Origin of the sequence: Pseudomonas sp. M47T1, assembly GCF_000263855.1 — a bacterium.
Taxonomy (GTDB): domain Bacteria; phylum Pseudomonadota; class Gammaproteobacteria; order Pseudomonadales; family Pseudomonadaceae; genus Aquipseudomonas.
In genome coordinates, this window is sequence record NZ_AJWX01000001.1 from 86,365 (window position 1) to 104,863 (window position 18,499).

General features: G+C 62.5%; 21 protein-coding genes. 15 read left to right on the top strand and 6 right to left on the bottom strand.

Features of this window, described 5'->3' with window-relative positions:
* Window positions 1-28: 28 nt before the first annotated feature.
* The 5 genes from tauC to PMM47T1_RS00415 form a co-directional block, all read right to left on the bottom strand.
* Window positions 29-862 carry a taurine ABC transporter permease TauC gene (gene tauC / locus PMM47T1_RS00395; RefSeq protein ID WP_008364712.1) on the bottom strand — a complete coding sequence of 278 codons (834 nt, stop codon included), beginning with the start codon at window positions 860-862 and terminating at the stop codon, window positions 29-31.
* Window positions 859-1,650 carry a taurine ABC transporter ATP-binding subunit gene (gene tauB, locus PMM47T1_RS00400; RefSeq protein ID WP_008364713.1) on the bottom strand — a complete coding sequence of 264 codons (792 nt, stop codon included), beginning with the start codon at window positions 1,648-1,650 and terminating at the stop codon, window positions 859-861. Before tauB ends, tauC begins: the two co-directional genes overlap by 4 nt.
* 152 nt (window positions 1,651-1,802) lie before the next feature.
* A complete protein-coding gene (gene tauA / locus PMM47T1_RS00405) occupies window positions 1,803-2,777 on the bottom strand; it encodes a taurine ABC transporter substrate-binding protein (protein WP_008364715.1) in 975 nt (324 codons plus the stop codon).
* A 156-nt stretch (window positions 2,778-2,933) separates the two neighbouring features.
* On the bottom strand, window positions 2,934-3,914 hold the full coding sequence (tauA, locus tag PMM47T1_RS00410; protein ID WP_008364717.1) for a taurine ABC transporter substrate-binding protein: 981 nt from the start codon (window positions 3,912-3,914) through the stop codon (window positions 2,934-2,936).
* Window positions 3,915-3,946: 32 nt separating this feature from the next.
* Window positions 3,947-4,843 (bottom strand): aliphatic sulfonate ABC transporter substrate-binding protein, encoded by an 897-nt coding sequence (locus PMM47T1_RS00415; protein WP_008364719.1) that lies wholly within the window; start codon window positions 4,841-4,843, stop codon window positions 3,947-3,949.
* 450 nt (window positions 4,844-5,293) lie between these two features.
* Here PMM47T1_RS00415 and PMM47T1_RS00420 point away from each other — a divergent pair, with 450 nt between their 5' ends.
* The 15 genes from PMM47T1_RS00420 to PMM47T1_RS00490 all read left to right on the top strand — a co-directional run bounded on the left by PMM47T1_RS00420 (window position 5,294) and on the right by PMM47T1_RS00490 (window position 17,810).
* Window positions 5,294-6,649: an OprD family porin gene (locus PMM47T1_RS00420; protein ID WP_008364721.1), complete on the top strand. Its 1,356-nt coding sequence runs from the start codon at window positions 5,294-5,296 to the stop codon at window positions 6,647-6,649.
* A 166-nt stretch (window positions 6,650-6,815) separates the two neighbouring features.
* Window positions 6,816-7,454 carry a peroxiredoxin gene (locus PMM47T1_RS00425; RefSeq protein WP_008364723.1) on the top strand — a complete coding sequence of 213 codons (639 nt, stop codon included), beginning with the start codon at window positions 6,816-6,818 and terminating at the stop codon, window positions 7,452-7,454.
* 303 nt (window positions 7,455-7,757) lie between these two features.
* Window positions 7,758-8,351 carry an NADPH-dependent FMN reductase gene (gene ssuE, locus PMM47T1_RS00430; RefSeq protein WP_008364725.1) on the top strand — a complete coding sequence of 198 codons (594 nt, stop codon included), beginning with the start codon at window positions 7,758-7,760 and terminating at the stop codon, window positions 8,349-8,351.
* Window positions 8,352-8,500: 149 nt separating this feature from the next.
* Window positions 8,501-9,466, top strand: a complete 966-nt coding sequence (locus PMM47T1_RS00435) for a sulfonate ABC transporter substrate-binding protein (RefSeq protein ID WP_008364727.1) — start codon at window positions 8,501-8,503, stop codon at window positions 9,464-9,466.
* A 58-nt stretch (window positions 9,467-9,524) separates the two neighbouring features.
* Window positions 9,525-10,673, top strand: coding sequence for an FMNH2-dependent alkanesulfonate monooxygenase (gene ssuD / locus PMM47T1_RS00440; RefSeq protein WP_008364728.1), 1,149 nt, complete (start codon window positions 9,525-9,527; stop codon window positions 10,671-10,673).
* 9 nt (window positions 10,674-10,682) lie between these two features.
* Window positions 10,683-11,465, top strand: coding sequence for an aliphatic sulfonate ABC transporter permease SsuC (ssuC, locus tag PMM47T1_RS00445; protein WP_008364730.1), 783 nt, complete (start codon window positions 10,683-10,685; stop codon window positions 11,463-11,465).
* On the top strand, window positions 11,462-12,277 hold the full coding sequence (ssuB, locus tag PMM47T1_RS00450) for an aliphatic sulfonates ABC transporter ATP-binding protein (RefSeq protein WP_008364731.1): 816 nt from the start codon (window positions 11,462-11,464) through the stop codon (window positions 12,275-12,277). Before ssuC ends, ssuB begins: the two co-directional genes overlap by 4 nt.
* Window positions 12,278-12,308: 31 nt before the next feature.
* Window positions 12,309-12,524, top strand: a complete 216-nt coding sequence (locus PMM47T1_RS00455) for a TOBE domain-containing protein (protein WP_008364732.1) — start codon at window positions 12,309-12,311, stop codon at window positions 12,522-12,524.
* Between the two features lie 193 nt (window positions 12,525-12,717).
* The gene (locus PMM47T1_RS00460; protein ID WP_008364733.1) at window positions 12,718-13,374 is read left to right on the top strand and encodes a YjfI family protein; all 657 of its coding nucleotides are present in this window, start codon (window positions 12,718-12,720) and stop codon (window positions 13,372-13,374) included.
* An 18-nt stretch (window positions 13,375-13,392) separates the two neighbouring features.
* Window positions 13,393-14,097 (top strand): PspA/IM30 family protein, encoded by a 705-nt coding sequence (locus tag PMM47T1_RS00465; protein WP_008364734.1) that lies wholly within the window; start codon window positions 13,393-13,395, stop codon window positions 14,095-14,097.
* 151 nt (window positions 14,098-14,248) lie between these two features.
* The gene (locus tag PMM47T1_RS00470; RefSeq protein ID WP_008364735.1) at window positions 14,249-14,794 is read left to right on the top strand and encodes a rhomboid family intramembrane serine protease; all 546 of its coding nucleotides are present in this window, start codon (window positions 14,249-14,251) and stop codon (window positions 14,792-14,794) included.
* A 2-nt stretch (window positions 14,795-14,796) separates the two neighbouring features.
* On the top strand, window positions 14,797-15,447 hold the full coding sequence (locus tag PMM47T1_RS00475; RefSeq protein ID WP_043300591.1) for a DUF2491 family protein: 651 nt from the start codon (window positions 14,797-14,799) through the stop codon (window positions 15,445-15,447).
* Window positions 15,448-15,466: 19 nt separating this feature from the next.
* Window positions 15,467-15,895, top strand: a complete 429-nt coding sequence (locus PMM47T1_RS00480; RefSeq protein ID WP_008364737.1) for a DUF350 domain-containing protein — start codon at window positions 15,467-15,469, stop codon at window positions 15,893-15,895.
* 15 nt (window positions 15,896-15,910) lie between these two features.
* Window positions 15,911-16,648 (top strand): DUF1190 domain-containing protein, encoded by a 738-nt coding sequence (locus PMM47T1_RS00485; protein ID WP_008364738.1) that lies wholly within the window; start codon window positions 15,911-15,913, stop codon window positions 16,646-16,648.
* 7 nt (window positions 16,649-16,655) lie between these two features.
* Window positions 16,656-17,810 (top strand): glutathionylspermidine synthase family protein, encoded by a 1,155-nt coding sequence (locus tag PMM47T1_RS00490; RefSeq protein ID WP_008364739.1) that lies wholly within the window; start codon window positions 16,656-16,658, stop codon window positions 17,808-17,810.
* 24 nt (window positions 17,811-17,834) lie between these two features.
* On the opposite strand, the gene PMM47T1_RS00495 is transcribed toward PMM47T1_RS00490, so the two are convergent.
* Window positions 17,835-18,461: a TetR/AcrR family transcriptional regulator gene (locus tag PMM47T1_RS00495; RefSeq protein WP_008364740.1), complete on the bottom strand. Its 627-nt coding sequence runs from the start codon at window positions 18,459-18,461 to the stop codon at window positions 17,835-17,837.
* Between the last annotated feature and the right edge of the window lie 38 nt (window positions 18,462-18,499).

Below are 18,499 nucleotides of genomic sequence, written 5' to 3' on the forward strand. Positions count from 1 at the left end.
CTATCTCGTTATTCAAGGTAAGCAGCAATCAATGACTTTGGCCGTGCCAGGGCACCAGCTTGCGTTGCAGGGCGCGCAGGCCCATTTCCAGGGCGAAGGCGATGATGGCGATGACCAGGATGCCCAAGATCACCACGTCGGTGACCAGGAACTGCGCGGCCGACTGCACCATGAAACCCAGGCCGCTGGTGGCGGCGATCAGCTCGGCGGCCACCAGGGTGGACCAGCCCACGCCCAGGCCGATGCGCACGCCGGTGAGGATGTCGGGCAGGGCGCTGGGCAGTATCACGTGGCGGATCAGTTGTGCGCGGGTGGCGCCCAGCGACTGCGCGGCGCGCAGCTTGGCCGGGTCCACGGTGCGCACGCCGGTGGCGGTGGCGATGGCAATGGGGGCGAAGATGGCCAGGTAGATCAGCAGCACCTTGGACAGCTCGCCAATGCCGCACCAGATCACGATCAGCGGCAGGTAGGCCAGCGGCGGAATTGGGCGGTAGAACTCAATCAGCGGGTCGAAGATGCCGCGGGCGATGCGGTTGGTGCCGATGGCGATGCCGATAGGGATCGCCGTGAGAACGGCAAAACCCAGCGCCAGGCCAATGCGACCCAGGCTGGCGCCCAGGTGCTGCCACAAGGTGGCGTCCATGTAGCCCTTGGTTGCCAGCAGCCAGCCCTTGCCCAGCACGGCGCCGGGCGAGGGCAGGAACAGCGGCTCGATCAGGCCGGTGGCGGTCACGGCCCACCAGATGGCCAGCAGGGTCAGCAGGGTGATGGTGCTGATGGCGCGCGTGCTCAGCTGGCGCCGCGGCTTCACCGGTTTGATCAACGTGGCCTGGGCGGTGGCGGGGACCTGGTAGCTGCTCATGCCGGCTCCTGTTGCAGTGCGGTACGTTGGGAGAACACCCGCGCCAGCACGTGCTCGCGGGTTTCGATAAAGCGCGGGTCGGACTTGATTGAGCGCGCGGACTCGCCGGCGCTGTAGCGCTGGCCGAAGTCCAGGCTCAGGCGTTCAACGACTTGGCCGGGGTTGGGCGCCAGCAGGATCAGGTCGGTGGCCAGGAATACTGCTTCTTCGATGTCGTGGGTAATCAGGAACACCGGCTTGGCGGTGCGCTTCCACACTTGCAGCAGCAGTTCCTGCATTTGCTCGCGGGTGAAGGCGTCCAGGGCGCCGAAGGGTTCGTCCATCAGCAGCACGCGCGGGTCGGCGGCCAGCGCGCGGGCCAGGCCGACGCGCTGTTTTTGCCCGCCGGACAGTTGCCACACGCGGCGGCTGCCGAAGTCGGCCAGGTCTACCAGGGCCAGCATGTCGCGGGCGCGCAGTTCGCGTTTTTCACGGGGCACGCCAGCCAGCTCCAGGCCGAATGCCACGTTGGCCAGCACGTCCTGCCAGGGCAGCAGGGCATCGTCCTGGAACACCACGCCGCGCTCGGCGCTGGGGCCTTTCACCGGCACGCCGTCGAGGGTGATGCGCCCGGCACTGGGCTCGACGAACCCGGCGATCAGGTTCAGCAGCGAGGTCTTGCCGCTGCCCGAGGGGCCCAGGGCTACCAGCAGTTGCTGCGGGCCCAGGGACAGGTTGATGTCGGCCAGCACCGGCGTCGCGGCGCCAGGGTACTGTGCGCTGATGCGCTCGAGTTGCAGCAGGGCCATGGGGCTGTTCCTTGTGCGGGCTTTACTGCTGTCTTGTGTGGGAACGGGCTCTGCCCGCGAAAAGACCACCTCGGTGTTTCAGGGGTATCGAGGTGAGTGCTTCGCGGGCAGGGCCCGCTCCCACAAGAGCCGAGCAGATGGGGGCCAAAGGGTTATTGAACGAACTGCGCGCTCACGTACGGGGCGTAGTCGGGCAGCACGGCGTCGACCTTGCCTTGTTCTTTCAGGAAGGTGGCGGTGTTGGTGATGGCCTGGGTAGTGGGGGCGCCCAGTGCAGTAACCTGGTCAGCGGCCAGCGGGTAGACGTTGCCCTGCAACAGCAGCGGGATGTCAGCGGCCTTGGCGCCGGACAGCTTCACCAGCTTGTCGACATTGCCCGGGTTGGCCAGCCAGGCTTTCGGGTCTTTGCGGTAGTCGGCGTAGGCGTCCAGGGTCACCTTGGCGAAGGCCTTGACGATCTCCGGGTGCTTGGCGGCGAAGTCCTTGCGCACGATCCAGGCGTCGAAGGTAGGCGCGCCCAGCTTGGCCAGCTCACCCGAAGTGATCAACACCTTGCCGCTTTCCTTGGCCACGCCCAGGGCTGGGTCCCAAACGTAGGTAGCGTCGATGTCACCGCGCTTCCAGGCGGCAATGATGGCCGGTGGATCAAGGTTGAGGATGGTCACTTTAGACGGGTCGATCTTCCACTGCTTCAGCGCCGCCAGCAGGCTGTAGTGCCCGGTGGACACGAATGGCACGGCAATTTTCTTGCCTACCAGGTCTTGCGGGCTGTTGATGCCCGAACCGTTGCGGGCAACGAGCGCTTCGGCAGCGCCGATCTGGGTGGCGATGAGGAAGGTTTCCACTGGCAATTGGCGGGTGGCCGCGGCCGCCAGCGGGCTGGAACCTACGTAGCCGATCTGCACGTCACCGGAAGCCACGGCGGTAATCACCTGGGCGCCGCCGTCGAATTTGCGCCAGTTGATCTTCGCCTGGGTGGCCTTTTCATAGGCACCGTCAGCCTGGGCAACCTTGGCTGGGTCTACGGTGGTCTGGTAGGCAACGGTGAAGTCGGTGGCCTGGGCCATGAACGCGGCGCCTGCCAGGGAAATGGCCGCCAGAAGGCGTAGGGGGTTGAATCGGGACATGGTGCAGCTCCTCGTCAGGCGGCCGGATGGCTGTTGTGACGAGAAGACTAAATGATCTAAGAACCAGTAAATAAATAACCTTTTTGCATTAGCTTAGTGCTGCTTCCCGTAGCAGCACTGTCTTTGTGGGGGCGGGCGTAGCCGCAGGCATTGCGGTTACTGCACGAACCTGGCGCTCACGTAGGGGGAATAGTCCGGCAGCACGCTTTCCACCTTGCCCTGCTCCTTGAGGAACTCAGCCGTCTGCTCGATCGCCTTGGCCGTGCCGCCCTGCAGCAGGGCCGGGGTTTGCTGGGCCTTGGCGTCGGGGAAGGCGGCACCGGCCAGCAATTGGGGGACGTCAGCGGCGTTGGCACCGGTCAATTTGGCTATTTTCTGTACAGGTACCGAATCGGCGGTCCAGCTGTCCTTGTGCGCGGCATAGTCGGCGAACGAGTCCAGGGTCACCTTGGCGAATTGGGCGATCACTTCCGGATGCTTGTCGGCGTAGTCCTTGCGCGCTACCCACACCTCGAACGTCGGCGCGCCCCACTGGCCAACCTGAGCGGCGTCGGTGAGGGTTTTGCCGGTCTTGCGGATTTCGCCCAGCGCCGGCGACCACACGAAGGCGCCATCGATGTCGCCACGCTTCCAGGCCGCGGCGATTTCGGCCGGTTGCAGGTTCACCACCTTGACCTTGCCTTCCAGGCCCCAGTGCTTCAGCGCGCCCAGCAGGCTGTAGTGCGAGGTGGACACGAACGGCGTGGCGATGGTCTTGCCCACCAGGTCTTGCGGGTTGTTGATGCCGCTGCCGTTGCGCACCACCAGCGCCTCGGCGGCGTTGATTTGCGCAGAGACGATGAAGGCCACGATTGGCAACTTGCGCGACGCGGCGGCGGCCAGTGGGCTGGAACCCAGGTTGCCGATCTGTACGTCACCCGAAGCGATGGCGGTGACCACTTCCGGGCCGCTGTTAAAGCGGCGCCAGTCGATTTTCTCGCCAATGGCTTTCTCGTAGACGCCGTCGGCCTGGGGCACTTTGCTGGGGTCGATGCCGGTCTGGTAGCCAATGGTCAGGTTGGCGGCTTGGGCGCCCAGGCCAAACCCGGCAAGGGCGATGGCGGCGAACAGGCGGCGGTGGGGCAGGGTGATAGCCATGGGGGGTGCCTTGTTGTCGGGGGTGTTGGAATTCAGGGGTGCCAGATGCCCACGGCCTCGGTATCTACCGCCTTGGGCAGCAGGCCGGCGGCCAGGAACGCGTTGGCGATGCTTTGCTGTTCGCCCAGTTGGTCACGCTGCACTGGTTGAACCAGGTAGCTGCGGTGCTGGTTGGCGGCCTGCACCGTGGCGCTGTCGAGGTTGCCCCACAACGGGCCGAGGATGGCGGCCGCCTGCTCGGGGTTGGCCTTGGTCCACTGGCCGGCTTTCTGCAGTTCGGCAAACACCAGCTTCAGCACGTCAGGGTGGGCCTGGGCGTAGGCGGTGCTGGTCAAGTAGTAGCGTTTGTACTGGGCCAGGCCGGTGCCAGCGGCCAGCACGCGGGTGGGCAGTTGCCGCTGCACGCTGGTGAGGAAGGGCTCCCAAGTGACCCAGGCATCCACCTTGCCGTTTTCAAAGGCAGCGCGGCCGTCGGCCGGGGTCAGGTAGGCAGGCTGGATATCGCTGAACGTAAGGCCTGCTTTGTTCAGCGCGGCGATCAGCAGGTAATGGGTGCCTGCGGCCTTGGTCACGGCCACCTTCTTGCCTTTCAAGTCGGCGAGCGTCTGCAACGGGCTGTCCTGCCGCACCACGATGGCCTGGGCTTCAGGCGAGGCGGTTTCCTGGGCGAAGTAGGTGAGGTTGGCACCCGCCGCCTGGGCGAACACCGGCACGGTGTCGGCGACGTCGGCGCTGATATCGACATTGCCAATATTGAGCGATTCAAGCAGGGGCAGCCCGCTGGGGAATTCATGCCAGCTGACCTGCACGCCTTTGGCAGCCAGATCCTTTTCCAAGGTGCCTTGCTGCTTGAGCAAGGTGATCAGCGTGGAAGATTTTTGGTAACCAATGCGTAACGTTTCTGTCGCCTGGGCCGATGCATTGAACATGAACAGGCTGAGCGCAGTGAGTAAAAGCTTTTTTATGATGGGACGCCTTCCGGACATGTAGCACCTCTGGCCGCGTAAGCGGGGTAGCGAAGGGGCGATGGGATGTCCGGTGGTCCGGTTTGCTGAAAGCTAAACGATCTAAAAATTAAATTACAAAGACCGTTTAGGAATTAGCTTATGGGCCGATAGAGGCTTTAGGCCATTTGTTTGGGTGAGGCGGTTATTTATTCCAAATCGATCTGAAAAGAGATGAAACAATTCTTTTTGGAGTTATGAAATATTATTTACTCTTGCCCGTCACAAAATGGACATAGACCATCGTCGTAAACCGACCTAGAGCGGTTGACGCGGTGCTCGCCAACAGCGCAAATCGCAACAACCCCAGCGTAATGGACAGAAGATCCAGGATTGGGGACAGACAAGAATTAGAATCATTACAGGAGCAACACAATGTACAAGTCTTCCTTGGCTCTGGCCGTGGCTGTAGGGGTGCTGGCGTCGCATGCGAGCGCTGAAGGGTTTCTCGATGACAGCAAGGCAACGCTGAAGCTGCGTAACTACTACATCAATACGGATAACCGTGATTCGGCAGCGCCGAAGAACTCCAACTACTCTGCTGAATGGGGCCAAGGCTTCCAGGTCGAGTTTCAGTCGGGTTACACCGCCGGCACCGTCGGTTTTGGTGTTGATGCAATTGGCCTTCTGGGCGTGAAGCTGGACTCCACCCGTGCCAAGTCCGGTAACCCTACCGGCTCGCTGGACGGCGGTACCGTATTCCCAACCAATGGCGACGACCCTGCCGACAGCTATTCGAGCCTGGGCCTGACCGCCAAGGCCAAGATCTCCAAGACCGAGTTGAAGATCGGTACCTTGATGCCCAAGCTGCCAGTCATCCAGTACAACGACGGCCGCCTGCTGCCACAGACCTTCCAGGGTGGCCAGATCACCTCGAACGAGATCAAGGACCTGACCCTGATCGCAGGTCAGATCGACCAGGCCAAGGGCCGTAACTCGAGCAACAACGAGAACCTGTCTATCAGCGGCGCCAACGGTAGCGGTAACAGCAACCTCGGCGAGCGCAGCAACAAGTTCTACTACGGCGGTGCGGACTACAAGGTCACCAAAGACCTGTTGCTGCAGTACTACTACGGCGAACTGACCGACTTCTACCAGCAACACTTCCTGGGCCTTACCCACAACTGGGCTATCGGCCCGGGCGTGTTGAAGTCTGATCTGCGCTACTTCCACAGCACCGATGATGGTGCCAACGCCAATGATTCAGCCTACTACACCACTGGTAGCTATCAGAGCAACGGCAGCGGCAAAGGTCCGGTTGATAACAACCTGTACAGCGGCCTGTTCCTGTACACCGTGGCTGGTCATACCTTCGGTGGCGGTTACCAGGTCAGCAACGGCAGCTCGGACTTCCCGTGGCTGAACCAGGGTGATGGCTCCTCCAACGGCACCATCACCGACATGCAAATCCAGAAGTTCGGCCGTGCAGGCGAACGCACCTGGCAGGGCCGTTACTCGTATGACTTCGCGGCCCTGGGCTTCCCAGGCGCAACCGCAGGTCTTGTGTACCTGCGTGGCGACAACATTGATACGCGCTCTACCACTGCAGGCAACGGCGATGGCCGCTCCGAGTGGGAGCGCGACATCACCTTGGCCTACGTCGTACCAACCGGCACCTTCAAGGGTCTAGGCTTCACTTGGAAAAACGCCATGTGGCGCAACGACATTCCAGGTCAGCGCGACCAGGACGAAAACCGTGTGATCCTGAGCTACTCGATCCCACTGCTGTAACCCTGTTGTAAATCAAAGCCCGCCCGGCCCCGTCCCGGCGGGCTTTGTTTCGCCTGACATCTCTTATTCCTTTTTGCACTTAATAAATCGATATTTATTCTTTTTATTTCGTCTACGCTGAGTGCACAGTGGTTCCCATAACGCACTCAACAAGGAGCAAGGCCTCATGAGCATCCGCCTCGGCGACATCGCCCCCGACTTCGAACAAGACTCCAGCGCCGGCAAGATCCGTTTCCATGAATGGCTGGGCAACAGCTGGGGTGTGTTGTTTTCCCACCCGGCTGACTTCACCCCGGTGTGCACCACCGAGCTGGGCTTCACCGCCAAGCTCAAGGACGAGTTCGCCAAGCGCAACGTCAAGGCCATTGCCTTGTCGGTAGACCCGGTGGACTCGCACCACAAGTGGATTGAAGACATCAACGAAACCCAGAACACCATCGTCAACTTCCCGATCCTGGCCGATGCCGATCGCAAGGTGGCGGACCTGTACGACCTGATTCACCCTAACGCCAACGACACCCTCACGGTGCGCTCGCTGTTCGTGATCGACCCGAACAAGAAAGTGCGCCTGACCATCACCTACCCGGCCAGCACCGGCCGCAACTTCCACGAGATTCTGCGGGTAATCGACTCGCTGCAACTGACCGACAACCACAAGGTTGCCACCCCGGCCAACTGGCAGGACGGTGACGAAGTGGTGATCGTGCCGTCGCTCAAGGACGAGGAGGAGATCAAGCAACGCTTTCCCAAAGGCTACCGCGCGGTGAAGCCATACCTGCGCCTGACCCCTCAGCCCAACCGCTGAATACTGATTCATCTTGTGGGGGCGGGCTCTGCCCGCGAACTAAGTACTGCGGTGCCTCTGCAATACGCGGCGTTCTTTTCGCGGGCAGAGCCCGCTCCCACAACCAGCGTTTCATCCGATTCATCCTCCCACGACAGGGTTTCAGGGCCGTTGATCACGGCCCTTTTTTTGTTCGGAATTTTATATTCCTTCATCGAATAACCAAATGAAAAAATATGATTTATAGATATATAAAAGGCCTGTTATGGTCAGTCCCATCTCGCTGATCGCGAGGCCTTTTGGACAACGAAGGAAGTGTCGCAAATGCTGGTTGTATCTCTTGGTGGCAGTCCCAGTGTGCGCTCGCGTTCCGGTGTGTTGCTGGACCAGACAACTGTTTGGCTGCAACGCCATAACGTGGAAGTGGTGACGTTCAAGGTACGCGACTTCGCGGCCGAGGACTTGCTGCACGCGCGCTTCGACAGCCCCAAGGTGCTCGACTTCCTTGAGCTGGTACAAAAGGCCGATGGCTTGATCGTGGCCACGCCGGTGTACAAGGCATCGTTCAGCGGCGCGCTGAAGACATTGCTCGACCTGCTGCCTGAGCGTGCCCTGGCCAACAAGGTGGTATTGCCCATCGCCACCGGTGGCAGCATCGCCCACATGCTGGCGGTGGATTACGCCCTGAAGCCGGTATTGGCCGCGCTCAAGGCTCAGGAAATGCTGCAGGGGATCTTTGCTGACGACAGCCAGATCGCCTACGGCGAAGGCAGCGCCGCAGCGCAGCTGGCACCGGCGCTGGAACAGCGCCTGGCCAATGCCCTGGACGAGTTCCACTACGCGCTGAGCCGCAGGCCCCATGCGCTGGACCCAGGCATTCTCAATGAAAGGCTTTTGAGCGCGCGCTGGAGTATCTAGGTGGGAGCGGGCTCTGCCCGCGAAAAGAACACCGCGGTGTATTGTTCGCGGGCAGAGCCCGCTCCCACAGACTTTAAATTCACTGGCCTTACTCGCCCGCCAACGGGCAAGCAGGTGCAGCCACAACCCAATAGCAAAGGAGCGGCGCTATGCGCACAGTCTTTTTGCGTCGTGGGCTGGTCGCTCTGTTTGTTGCGGCTGTGTCGTTCGGCGCCATTACCCAGGCCCAGGCTGAAACCCTGCGCATCGGCTATCAGAAATACGGCACCTTGGTGCTGCTCAAGGCCCGCGGTTCCCTGGAAAAGCGCCTCGCCGCACAGGGCGTGCAGGTGCAATGGACCGAATTCCCCGGCGGCCCGCAGCTGCTGGAAGGCCTGAACGTAGGCTCCATCGACTTCGGCGTCACCGGCGAAACCCCGCCAGTATTCGCCCAGGCCGCTGGTGCCGATTTGCTTTACGTCGCCCATGAGCCACCTGCGCCGACCAGCGAAGCGATCCTGGTGCCGAAGGACTCGCCGATCAAATCGGTGGCTGACCTGAAGGGCAAGAAGGTGGTGCTCAACAAGGGCTCCAACGTGCATTACCTGCTGGTGCGTGCACTGCAGGATGCCGGCCTGAAATACACCGATATCCAGACCATCTTCCTGGCGCCGGCCGACGCCCGCGCCGCTTTCGAGCGCGGCAGCGTCGATGCCTGGGTGATCTGGGACCCCTATCAGGCGGCAGCCGAGCAGCAGCTGCAAGCGCGCACCCTGCGTGACGGCAAGGGCCTGGTCGACAACAACCAGTTCTACCTGGCCACCAAGCCCTATGCGCAGCAGCACCCCGACGTGATCGCCGCCGTGGTGGACGAAGTGCGCTCGGTGGGCGAGTGGTCCAAGTCCAACCCCGAGCAGGTCACCCAAGAGGTCTCGCCGTTGTTGGGCCTGCCTACCGACATCACCCTGACCTCGGTGAAGCGCCAGGGCTTCGGTGCTCAGTTCATCACCCCGGATGTGGTGGCGGCCCAGCAGAAGATCGCCGACACCTTCTACCAACTGAAACTAATCCCCAAGCCGCTGAGCATCAAGGATGTGATCTGGACGCCACCGGCCAAGGTCGCGACCGCCCCGTGATTTGCCCTGCGGGCTGGCGCGCCGCGCCAGCCCTAGCCACCCTTAGGAGACAACTCCAATGAGCCTCAATATTTTCTGGTTTCTTCCCACCCACGGCGACGGTCATTACCTTGGCACCGCCGAAGGCGCACGCGCCGTGGACCATGGCTACCTGCAACAGATCGCCCAGGCGGCCGACCGCCTGGGGTTTGGTGGCGTGCTGATCCCCACGGGGCGTTCTTGCGAGGATTCCTGGCTGGTGGCCGCGTCACTGATTCCAGTAACCCAGCGCCTGAAGTTTCTGGTGGCGCTGCGCCCGGGCATTATTTCCCCTACCGTGGCGGCGCGCCAGGCGGCCACCCTGGACCGCCTGTCCGGCGGCCGCGCTTTGTTCAACCTGGTGACCGGTGGCGACCCCGAGGAACTGTCCGGTGACGGCTTGTTCCTAAGCCATGAAGAGCGCTACCAGGCCTCGGTGGAATTCACCCGTATCTGGCGCCGCGTGCTGGAAGGCGAGACCGTTGACTACGACGGCCAGCACATCACGGTGAAAGGCGCCAAACTGCTGTACCCACCCGTGCAGCAACCACGCCCGCCGCTGTATTTCGGTGGCTCCTCGGAGGCAGCGCAGGACCTGGCGGCCGAACAGGTGGAAATGTACCTGACCTGGGGCGAGCCGCCGGCTGCCGTGGCCGAAAAAATCGCCGAAGTGCGGGCCAAGGCGACCAAGCTGGGCCGCACCGTGCGCTTTGGCATTCGCCTGCACGTGATTGTGCGCGAAACCAACGCCGAGGCCTGGGCCGCGGCTGATCGTCTGATCTCGCACCTGGACGACGACACCATCACCCGTGCCCAGGCCTCGCTGGCGCGCTTCGACTCGGTGGGCCAGCAGCGCATGGCGGCCCTGCATGGCGGCAACCGCGACAACCTGGAAGTCAGCCCCAACCTGTGGGCCGGCGTGGGCCTGGTGCGCGGCGGGGCCGGCACGGCCCTGGTGGGCGATGGTCCGACCGTGGCGGCACGGGTCAAGGAGTACGCAGACCTGGGCATCGATACTTTTATCTTTTCGGGTTACCCGCACCTGGAAGAGTCCTACCGCGTGGCCGAACTGTTGTTCCCGCACCTGGACGTGCAACGTCCCGAGCAGCCCCAGGGCGCCAATTACGTCAGCCCTTTCGGTGAGATGGTGGCTAACGACATCCTGCCCAAAGCCGCGTCGCAGAGCTGAGGGCAGGTCATGGAAAAGTTGATTCACAGGCTGGCGCCCTGGGCGTTACCGGTATTGCTGCTGGCGGTATGGCAGTTGTCGGTGAGTGTGGGCTGGCTGTCCACGCGCATTCTGCCGGCGCCCAGCGCCGTGGTGGAAGCGGGCGTGGCCCTGGTTCGCAGTGGCGAAATCTGGACGCACCTGGCCATCAGCGGTTGGCGTGCCGGTGTCGGCTTTGTCATCGGCGGTTCGCTGGGGCTGGTGCTGGGCTTCGTCGTCGGGCTGTCGAAATGGGGTGAGCGGTTGCTCGATAGCTCCATGCAGATGATCCGCAACGTGCCGCACCTGGCGTTGATTCCGCTGGTGATCCTGTGGTTCGGGATTGATGAGTCGGCGAAGATTTTCCTGGTGGCCCTGGGCACCTTGTTCCCGATCTACCTGAACACCTACCACGGCATTCGCAACGTCGACCCGGCGCTGGTGGAAATGGCACGCAGCTATGGCCTGAGCGGCTTTGCGTTGTTCCGCCAGGTGATTCTGCCGGGCGCGCTGCCCTCCATCCTGGTGGGCGTGCGCTTTGCCCTCGGGTTCATGTGGCTGACGTTGATCGTGGCGGAAACCATTTCCGCCAGTTCCGGTATCGGCTACCTGGCAATGAACGCCCGCGAGTTCCTGCAGACCGACGTAGTGGTGTTGGCCATCGTGTTGTATGCGGTGCTGGGCAAGCTGGCCGACCTGGCCGCCCGCGGCCTGGAACGCGTGTGGCTGCGCTGGCACCCGGCCTATCAAGTGGCCAAGGGAGGTGCCGCATGACCGCCGTATTGAAAGGGCAGCCGCCCCGCCTGCTGCAAGGCATCCCGTTGGCGCTGGACAAGCTGCAGAAGGCTTTCGGCAGCCGTCAGGTCATCAAGGAGATCGACCTGCATATTCCTGCCGGTCAGTTCGTCGCCGTGGTCGGCCGCAGCGGTTGTGGCAAGAGCACCTTGCTGCGCCTGCTGGCCGGGCTGGACAAACCCAGTGCCGGGCAATTGCTGGCCGGTTCCGCGCCGTTGAGCGAAGCCCGTGACGACACCCGGCTGATGTTCCAGGAGGCGCGGCTGCTGCCGTGGAAAAAGGTCATCGACAACGTGGGCCTGGGCCTCAAGGGTAACTGGCGCCCGCAGGCACTGGAGGCGCTGGAAGCGGTGGGCCTGGCCGAGCGCGCCAATGAATGGCCGGCGGCACTGTCGGGCGGCCAGAAGCAGCGCGTGGCCCTGGCCCGAGCCTTGATTCACAAGCCGCGCCTGCTGTTGCTCGATGAGCCGTTGGGCGCCCTGGATGCGCTGACCCGTATCGAAATGCAGCAACTGATCGAGCGCCTGTGGAAGCAGCATGGCTTCACCGTGCTGCTGGTGACCCACGACGTGGCCGAAGCCGTTGCCGTGGCCGACCGGGTGATTCTGATCGAAGACGGCGAGATCGGCCTGGACCTCACCGTCGACCTGCCACGCCCCAGGGCGCGCGGCTCGCATCGCCTGGCGGCGCTGGAAACCGAAGTCCTCAACCGTGTGCTGGCGCTGCCGGGTACCCCGCCCGAACCCGAGCCCACGGCCCCCTTGCCCACGCAACTGCGCTGGGCACTTTGAACCTCACCCTTGTTTGCACAGGAACCACCTCATGACTATCAAAGCGATCAACGTCCGCAACCAGTTCAAAGGCACTGTGAAGGAGATCATCGAAGGCCCGGTACTGTCGGAAATCGACGTGCAGACCGCGTCCGGCGTCGTCACCTCGGTAATCACCACCCGCTCGGTACGCGAGCTGGAACTGGTGATTGGCAGTGAAGTGATTGCCTTCGTGAAATCCACCGAGGTTTCTATCGCCAAGCTGTAACTGTCGTACAGCACCCTCAACCCCGTCGGGCTAACGCCCTGCGGGGTTTTTTTATCGCCACCGTCCGCCCTGTCTGTTGGGCGCAAGGGCGGTTGGGGGTTTGCGACAAACAGAAACAAATTCATCACGCGTGATGTATTGCGCTCTGCCACAGAAGGCGTATGTTTATCACATGTGATACGGAACAGAGACAATGACAGGCACGCCAGACAGCCCGAAACCGGCAGTGAAAAAGCCCCCCGCGGAGAAGAAAACCTCCAGCTTCTACATGAAGAAAATGCGCGCCGGCCTGGCCGATGCCGGGTATGTGAAACACGAGGCCTGGGTGCTCCCGGAAAATCGCGGGCTGCTCAAACAGGTGGAAAGACAGCTCCGTCAGCCTGTCATGGCTGGCACATTCAAACTGGAGGAACACATGACCACAGCGGAGAAATGGACGCTTGACCGCCTTCACCAGGCCTTCCAGGCACTGGACGAAGTGGCGTCGAAGGAAATAACCCTCACCCTGGTCCAGGGCGCCGAGCAAAGCCTGAAGCTGACGATGAACGAATACGGCGGCCTGCCGATTCACATCGCCGTGGTGGGCGAGCAGATCATCGTCGACACCGTGCTGGTGGACGTGGACTCCATCAAGGATGTTGCCCGCTTCAACGACGCCGTGCTGCGCAGCCGCGAGCTGTTCCCGCTGTCGTCCATCGGCCTTGAGGTGATGCCCAACGGCCAGACCGTCTACAACATGTTCGGCGCGCTGAGTGCCAGTTCGAGCCTGACCAACGTGGTCACCGAAGTGTCCACCCTGGTGGACAACGTACAGCGCGCCACCGAAGCCTTTGAAGGCTTCTTCCACTAATTGCCAAGGAGTAACGACATGAGTAATCAATCCATCTGGAGCAAGTTGTTCACGGCGCTGCGTGGCGGTGCCAGCGAGGCCGGCGAAGCCATCGTCGACCAGCAGGCCCTGCGCATCCTGGATCAGGAGATCCGCGACGCCGACAGCGCGCTGGCCAACGCCAAGCGCGAACTGGTCACCATCATGGCCAAGCACAAACTGGCCACCGACCGCGTGGCCCAGTACGACGCCCGCATCAGCGACCTGGAAAGCAAGGCGCTGGCGGCCATGAAGGCCGAGCGCAATGACCTGGCCCACGAAGTGGCCGAGGCCATCGCCGTGCAGGTCAATGAGCGCGAGACCGAGCACAAGCAAGTGGTCGAGTTCGGCGGCTACGTGGAAAAAATGCGCAAGGACATCACCAAGGCCGAGGCACGCATCAAGAGCCTGCGCCAGCAGGTGGACGTGGCCAAGGCTCGCGAAAGCGTGCAGAAAGCCCAGGTCAGCGCTTCTATCGCCAGTGGCGGTGCCAACGGCAAGCTGGAGACCGCAGTGGGTACCTTGAACCGCCTGCAAGCCAAGCAGGAGCAGCGCGCTGCCGAGTTTGAAGCCCAGGACCAGCTGGCCGAAGCCTCGACCGGCAATGATCTGGAGCGCAAACTCAAGGAAGCGGGCATTGTGCCGGACACCGGCAGCGCCAACGCCATCCTCGAGCGCCTGCGCAAGCAGCAGGCGGGCCAGTAACCGGATGACCCTGCCTTTGTGGGCGCGGGCTCTGCCCGCGAAAGGCACACCGCAGGGTGTCTGATACACCGCGGCGTCTGCTTCGCGCGCAGAGCCCGCTCCCACAGAGGGTGTTGTTTGCCCAGGCGTTGATGTTCGAAAGGAGAGGGTGTTGATCGCTGCCAAGGATTTCAAACCCGTGCTCTGGCTGGCCGGGGTGATGTGCGTGGTGCAGGTGCTCAACCTGCTGTCTGGCTACAGCCTGAACACCTACGGCCTGTTGCCGCGTTCGGCCCAGGGGCTGTTGGGTATCGTCAGCGCGCCGTTCCTGCACGGTTCGGTGTGGCACCTGCTTGGCAACCTGGTGCCCTTCGTGGTGCTGGGCGTGCTGGTGGCCAAGGATGGAGTGGGGCGCTTTCTCGTCGCCAGCGGCCTGATCATTGTGATCGGTGGCCTGTTGGTGTGGCTGTTCGGCCGCGGTTATTACCATGTGGGTGCCAGCGGTTGGGTCTTCGGCCTCTGGGTGTATGTGCTGGCCCGCGCCTGGTTTCAACACAGCTGGGCCAATCTGATCTGTGCCGTGGCGGCCATGCTGTTGTACGGTGGGCTGATCTACGGGTTTCTGCCGCGCTATGGTGTCTCGTTCGAGTCCCATATCGCCGGCGCCGTGGCGGGCTTGATGGCGGCACGGATGCTTTTGCGCAAAGAAGGAGTTTGATGATGGGCTGGTTCAAGCAATTGATGGGGCTGGAGGCGCCTGCCGCCAAGCCGCAGGCAGCGGTAGAGGGTGCGCTGGGCCTGGCCCAGGGGCGTTCGGTGAGTTTCGATGGCACGCTCAAGCTGCTGCTCGACGACCACAGCCGGGTGATCATTCCACCCACCCAGCAGATCTGGAGCGTGGGCACGGTCGACCTGGGCCAGTCCCAGTGGCTTAACCGCTACTACATGGACGATGAAGACTATTGGCTGCAGGTACACACCAGCGGTGACCAGGACGGCCAGGTGGAATCGGTGATCCTGTTCAACTACCTGCGCTACGCCACCATCAGCAGCAACAGCGAGTTGCAGCGCCTGGCCGGGCCCAACAGCGATATCGGCCTGCCTACCTACAACCTCGACGGCGTGCAGTTCACCCGCGAGTGGGGCACCGAGGCCGGGCAGACCGAACTGGCCGACCTCAGTGAGCGCGTGGTGAACCCCAAGGAGTCCTACGTCATCGGCCACCGCTCGATGCTCTACGCACGCGAAACCGGGCTCACCGACCGCCGCGAGTTTTTGCTGTTTTCGGTGGAACAGGACGAGGAAGGGACCGTCAGCCTCAGCGCCTCGCTGGGCATTTCCCTGTACCCCACCGACCTGCACATCCTCTGACCATCCATAGGGACATGCCATGCTAGAAGCACTTTCGATTTCGCTGAACCCCACCGCCGTGTTGGGGTTTCTGCTGTACCTGCTGGGGGCGGCGATCTTCCTCGTGCTGTTCCAGTTCATTTACACGCGCATGACCCCGCACAAGGAGTTCGCCCTGATCCGCGAGGGCAACGTCGCGGCGGCCATCGCCCTGGGCGGTGCCATCATCGGTTTCGCCATTCCGGCCAGCAACGTGATCGCCTATTCGATCAGCCTGCTGGATTTCGTGGTGTGGGCCCTGATCGCTGGTGTGGTGCAGTTGCTTGCCTTCCTGGCCGTAAGCCTGGTGCTCAAGGGCGTTTCGGCGCGCATCCAGCGCGGTGAACTGGCGACGGGTATCTACGTGGCGGCGGTGGCCATCAGCGTCGGCATGCTCAATGCCGCCTGCATGACGCCCAACACAAACTGACCGCCGGAGCCAGGGATGAAACGAAGCAAGTACGTACAACTGTCGCTGGCCGCGTCCGTCGCGCTGGCGGTGGCCGGCTGTGGCGCGCCGGAAAAGACCTACCAGGTCAAAAAGAATTTCAACTTCCAGTCGGTGGCCCAGTGCACCGCCCAGCAGTTCCCCGTGGACGTGTGCTCGGATGCCTATATCGCGGCGCTCAACGAGCACCGCCGCACGGCCCCGGTCTACGACAGCAAGGCTGATTGCGAAGCGGACTTCGTGCCCGATTACTGCCAGGTCGACTCGGATGGCAAGTTCATGCCCCAGCTCGGCGGTTTCGAACTGGATGCCGATGGCACGGTCACCCAGTCGCAGCTCGACGAGGCCAAGGCCCAGGTCGCCAGCTCCGGTGGCGGCGGTGGCTTCAATGGCAGCGGCCTGCTGACCGGGCTGTTGATCGGTCACATGCTCAGCAACCGCACGGGCAACATTGCCGCAGCACCGGTGTATCAATACCGCGATGATCGGGGCAACTACGCAAGCTCCACCTTGGGTCAGCGGGTGAACAATGGCGCCACCTTCTCGCGTTCGCGGCAAAGCGAATACGGTGGTGGCTACAGTGGTGGTGGCAGTGGCTTTGGCGGGCGCTCAAGCATCAACGCCAACCCGGTGTCGGTCCGCCAGGCCACCACCCGTGGTGGTTTCGGCAGCTCGGCCACGGCCCGCAGCGGTTGGGGTGGTTCATCGTCTTCACGCAGCAGTTTCGGCGGATGAGGGCGGCATGAAGAAAATTGCCATCGCCGAACGTCCAGACTGGCAGCATACCGCCGAGCAACTGGGCTTCCTGTTCCACACCATCGACGGCGAGCCCTACTGGGACGAAAGCGCCTACTACCAGTTCAGCCTCAAGCAGATCGAGGACGACCTGGAAGACCCGACCCAGGAACTCCATGACCTGTGCATGGACCTGGTCGGCCAAGTGGTGCACAGCGAAGAACTGCTGGACCGCCTGAGCATCCCGGCGGCCTTCCATGACCTGGTGCGCACGTCGTGGCAGGATGGGCACCCGCATCTTTACGGGCGCATGGACTTTTCCTACGACGGCAGCGGCCCGGCGAAGTTACTTGAGCTGAACTACGACACCCCAACCAGCCTTTACGAGGCGGCGGCCTTCCAATGGGGCTGGCTGGAGCAATGCATCGAGCGCGGAATGCTGCCCGCCGGTGTCGACCAGTTCAACAGCATCGATACGCGATTGCACGAGGCCTTCGCGGCGCTGAGCATTCAGCGGCCGTTTTATTTCGCCTCGATCAAGGGCTCCACCGAGGACAAGGCCACCACCGATTACCTGCGCCTGATTGCCGAGAAAGTCGGCATCGAGTCGCGGCATATCGACCTGGAGGATATCGGCCTGCTGGATGGCCGCTTTGTCGACTTGCAGGATCGCTGGATTCCCCACCTGTTCAAATTGCATGCCTGGGAGTTCATCTTCCACGAGCCGTTTGGCGCAGCCATTGCCCAGTGCGACACGCAGTTCATCGAGCCGGCGTGGAAGGCGGTGCTGTCCAACAAGGGCATCTTGCCGCTGCTGTGGGAGGCGCACAAAGGCCACCCCAACCTGCTGGAGAGCCACCTGGACAGCTCGCCTCGCACGGCAGTGCCGAAAGGTTGGGTGCGCAAGCCGTACTTTTCCCGCGAAGGCGCAAATATCGAGCTGCGTACTACGGACGATAAGCTGCATGTGGTGGAGGGGCCCTACGACGACGCGCCGTATATCCTGCAGCAACTGGCACCGCTGCCGAAGTTCGGCGACAGCTATACGCTGGTGGGTTCATGGGTGATTGGCGACCGCGCGGCCGGAATCGGGATTCGCGAAGATGACAGCCTGATCACCAAGGATACCAGCAGGTTTCTCCCCCATTTGATCCTTGACTAGGTATTTGTTCATTGTGGGAGCTGGTTAGCGCTTGGGCAAAAACGGCGGCAAATACAGCCCCAGGTACGCATCAAACACCCGCATCCCTTCCTCTGCCAACCTTGGGCTGATCTGCCCATGCAACTGCACCGACCGCGCATACACCCGGTCCCCCAGCTCCATAGCCAAGGCAAACACATCCACGTCATCGGGCAGGCTCGGCAGCTGGAAATGGCGGTCGAACACCTGGTGCATCAGTACGCCCAGTTCCAGGTCGTGCTGGCGGTCAGCCTGGGTGACTTCGGCCAGGCCGTGCTGGGCCAGGATCAGCTGGCGGGCGGCGGCGTCTTCGCTGTAGATCACCAGCATGCGCTGTTCCAGCAGGCGCGACAGGTCGTGCCAGTTGCGCAGGTCGGCATGTTCCACCGGTTCCTGCAGGCAGGCGCGGAAAGCGGCATGCACGTCGGCGGTCAGGGCTTCGAGCAGGGCCGGTACGCTGGCAAAGAAGTGGTACACGGAAGAGGGTGGGATTTCGGCGCGCTCGGCCACGCTGTAGATCGACAGGCTGCCCACCCCTTCGCTGGCCAGCAAAACACGCGCCGCCTCGAGAATCGAGTCGATCCGGGCCTGGCTGCGGGCGCGGGGTTTGCGGGGCGTGGCAGTGCGGGTCATGGGCTTCTCCGTGTCAGGCCCGCATTGTAAGCGTAATT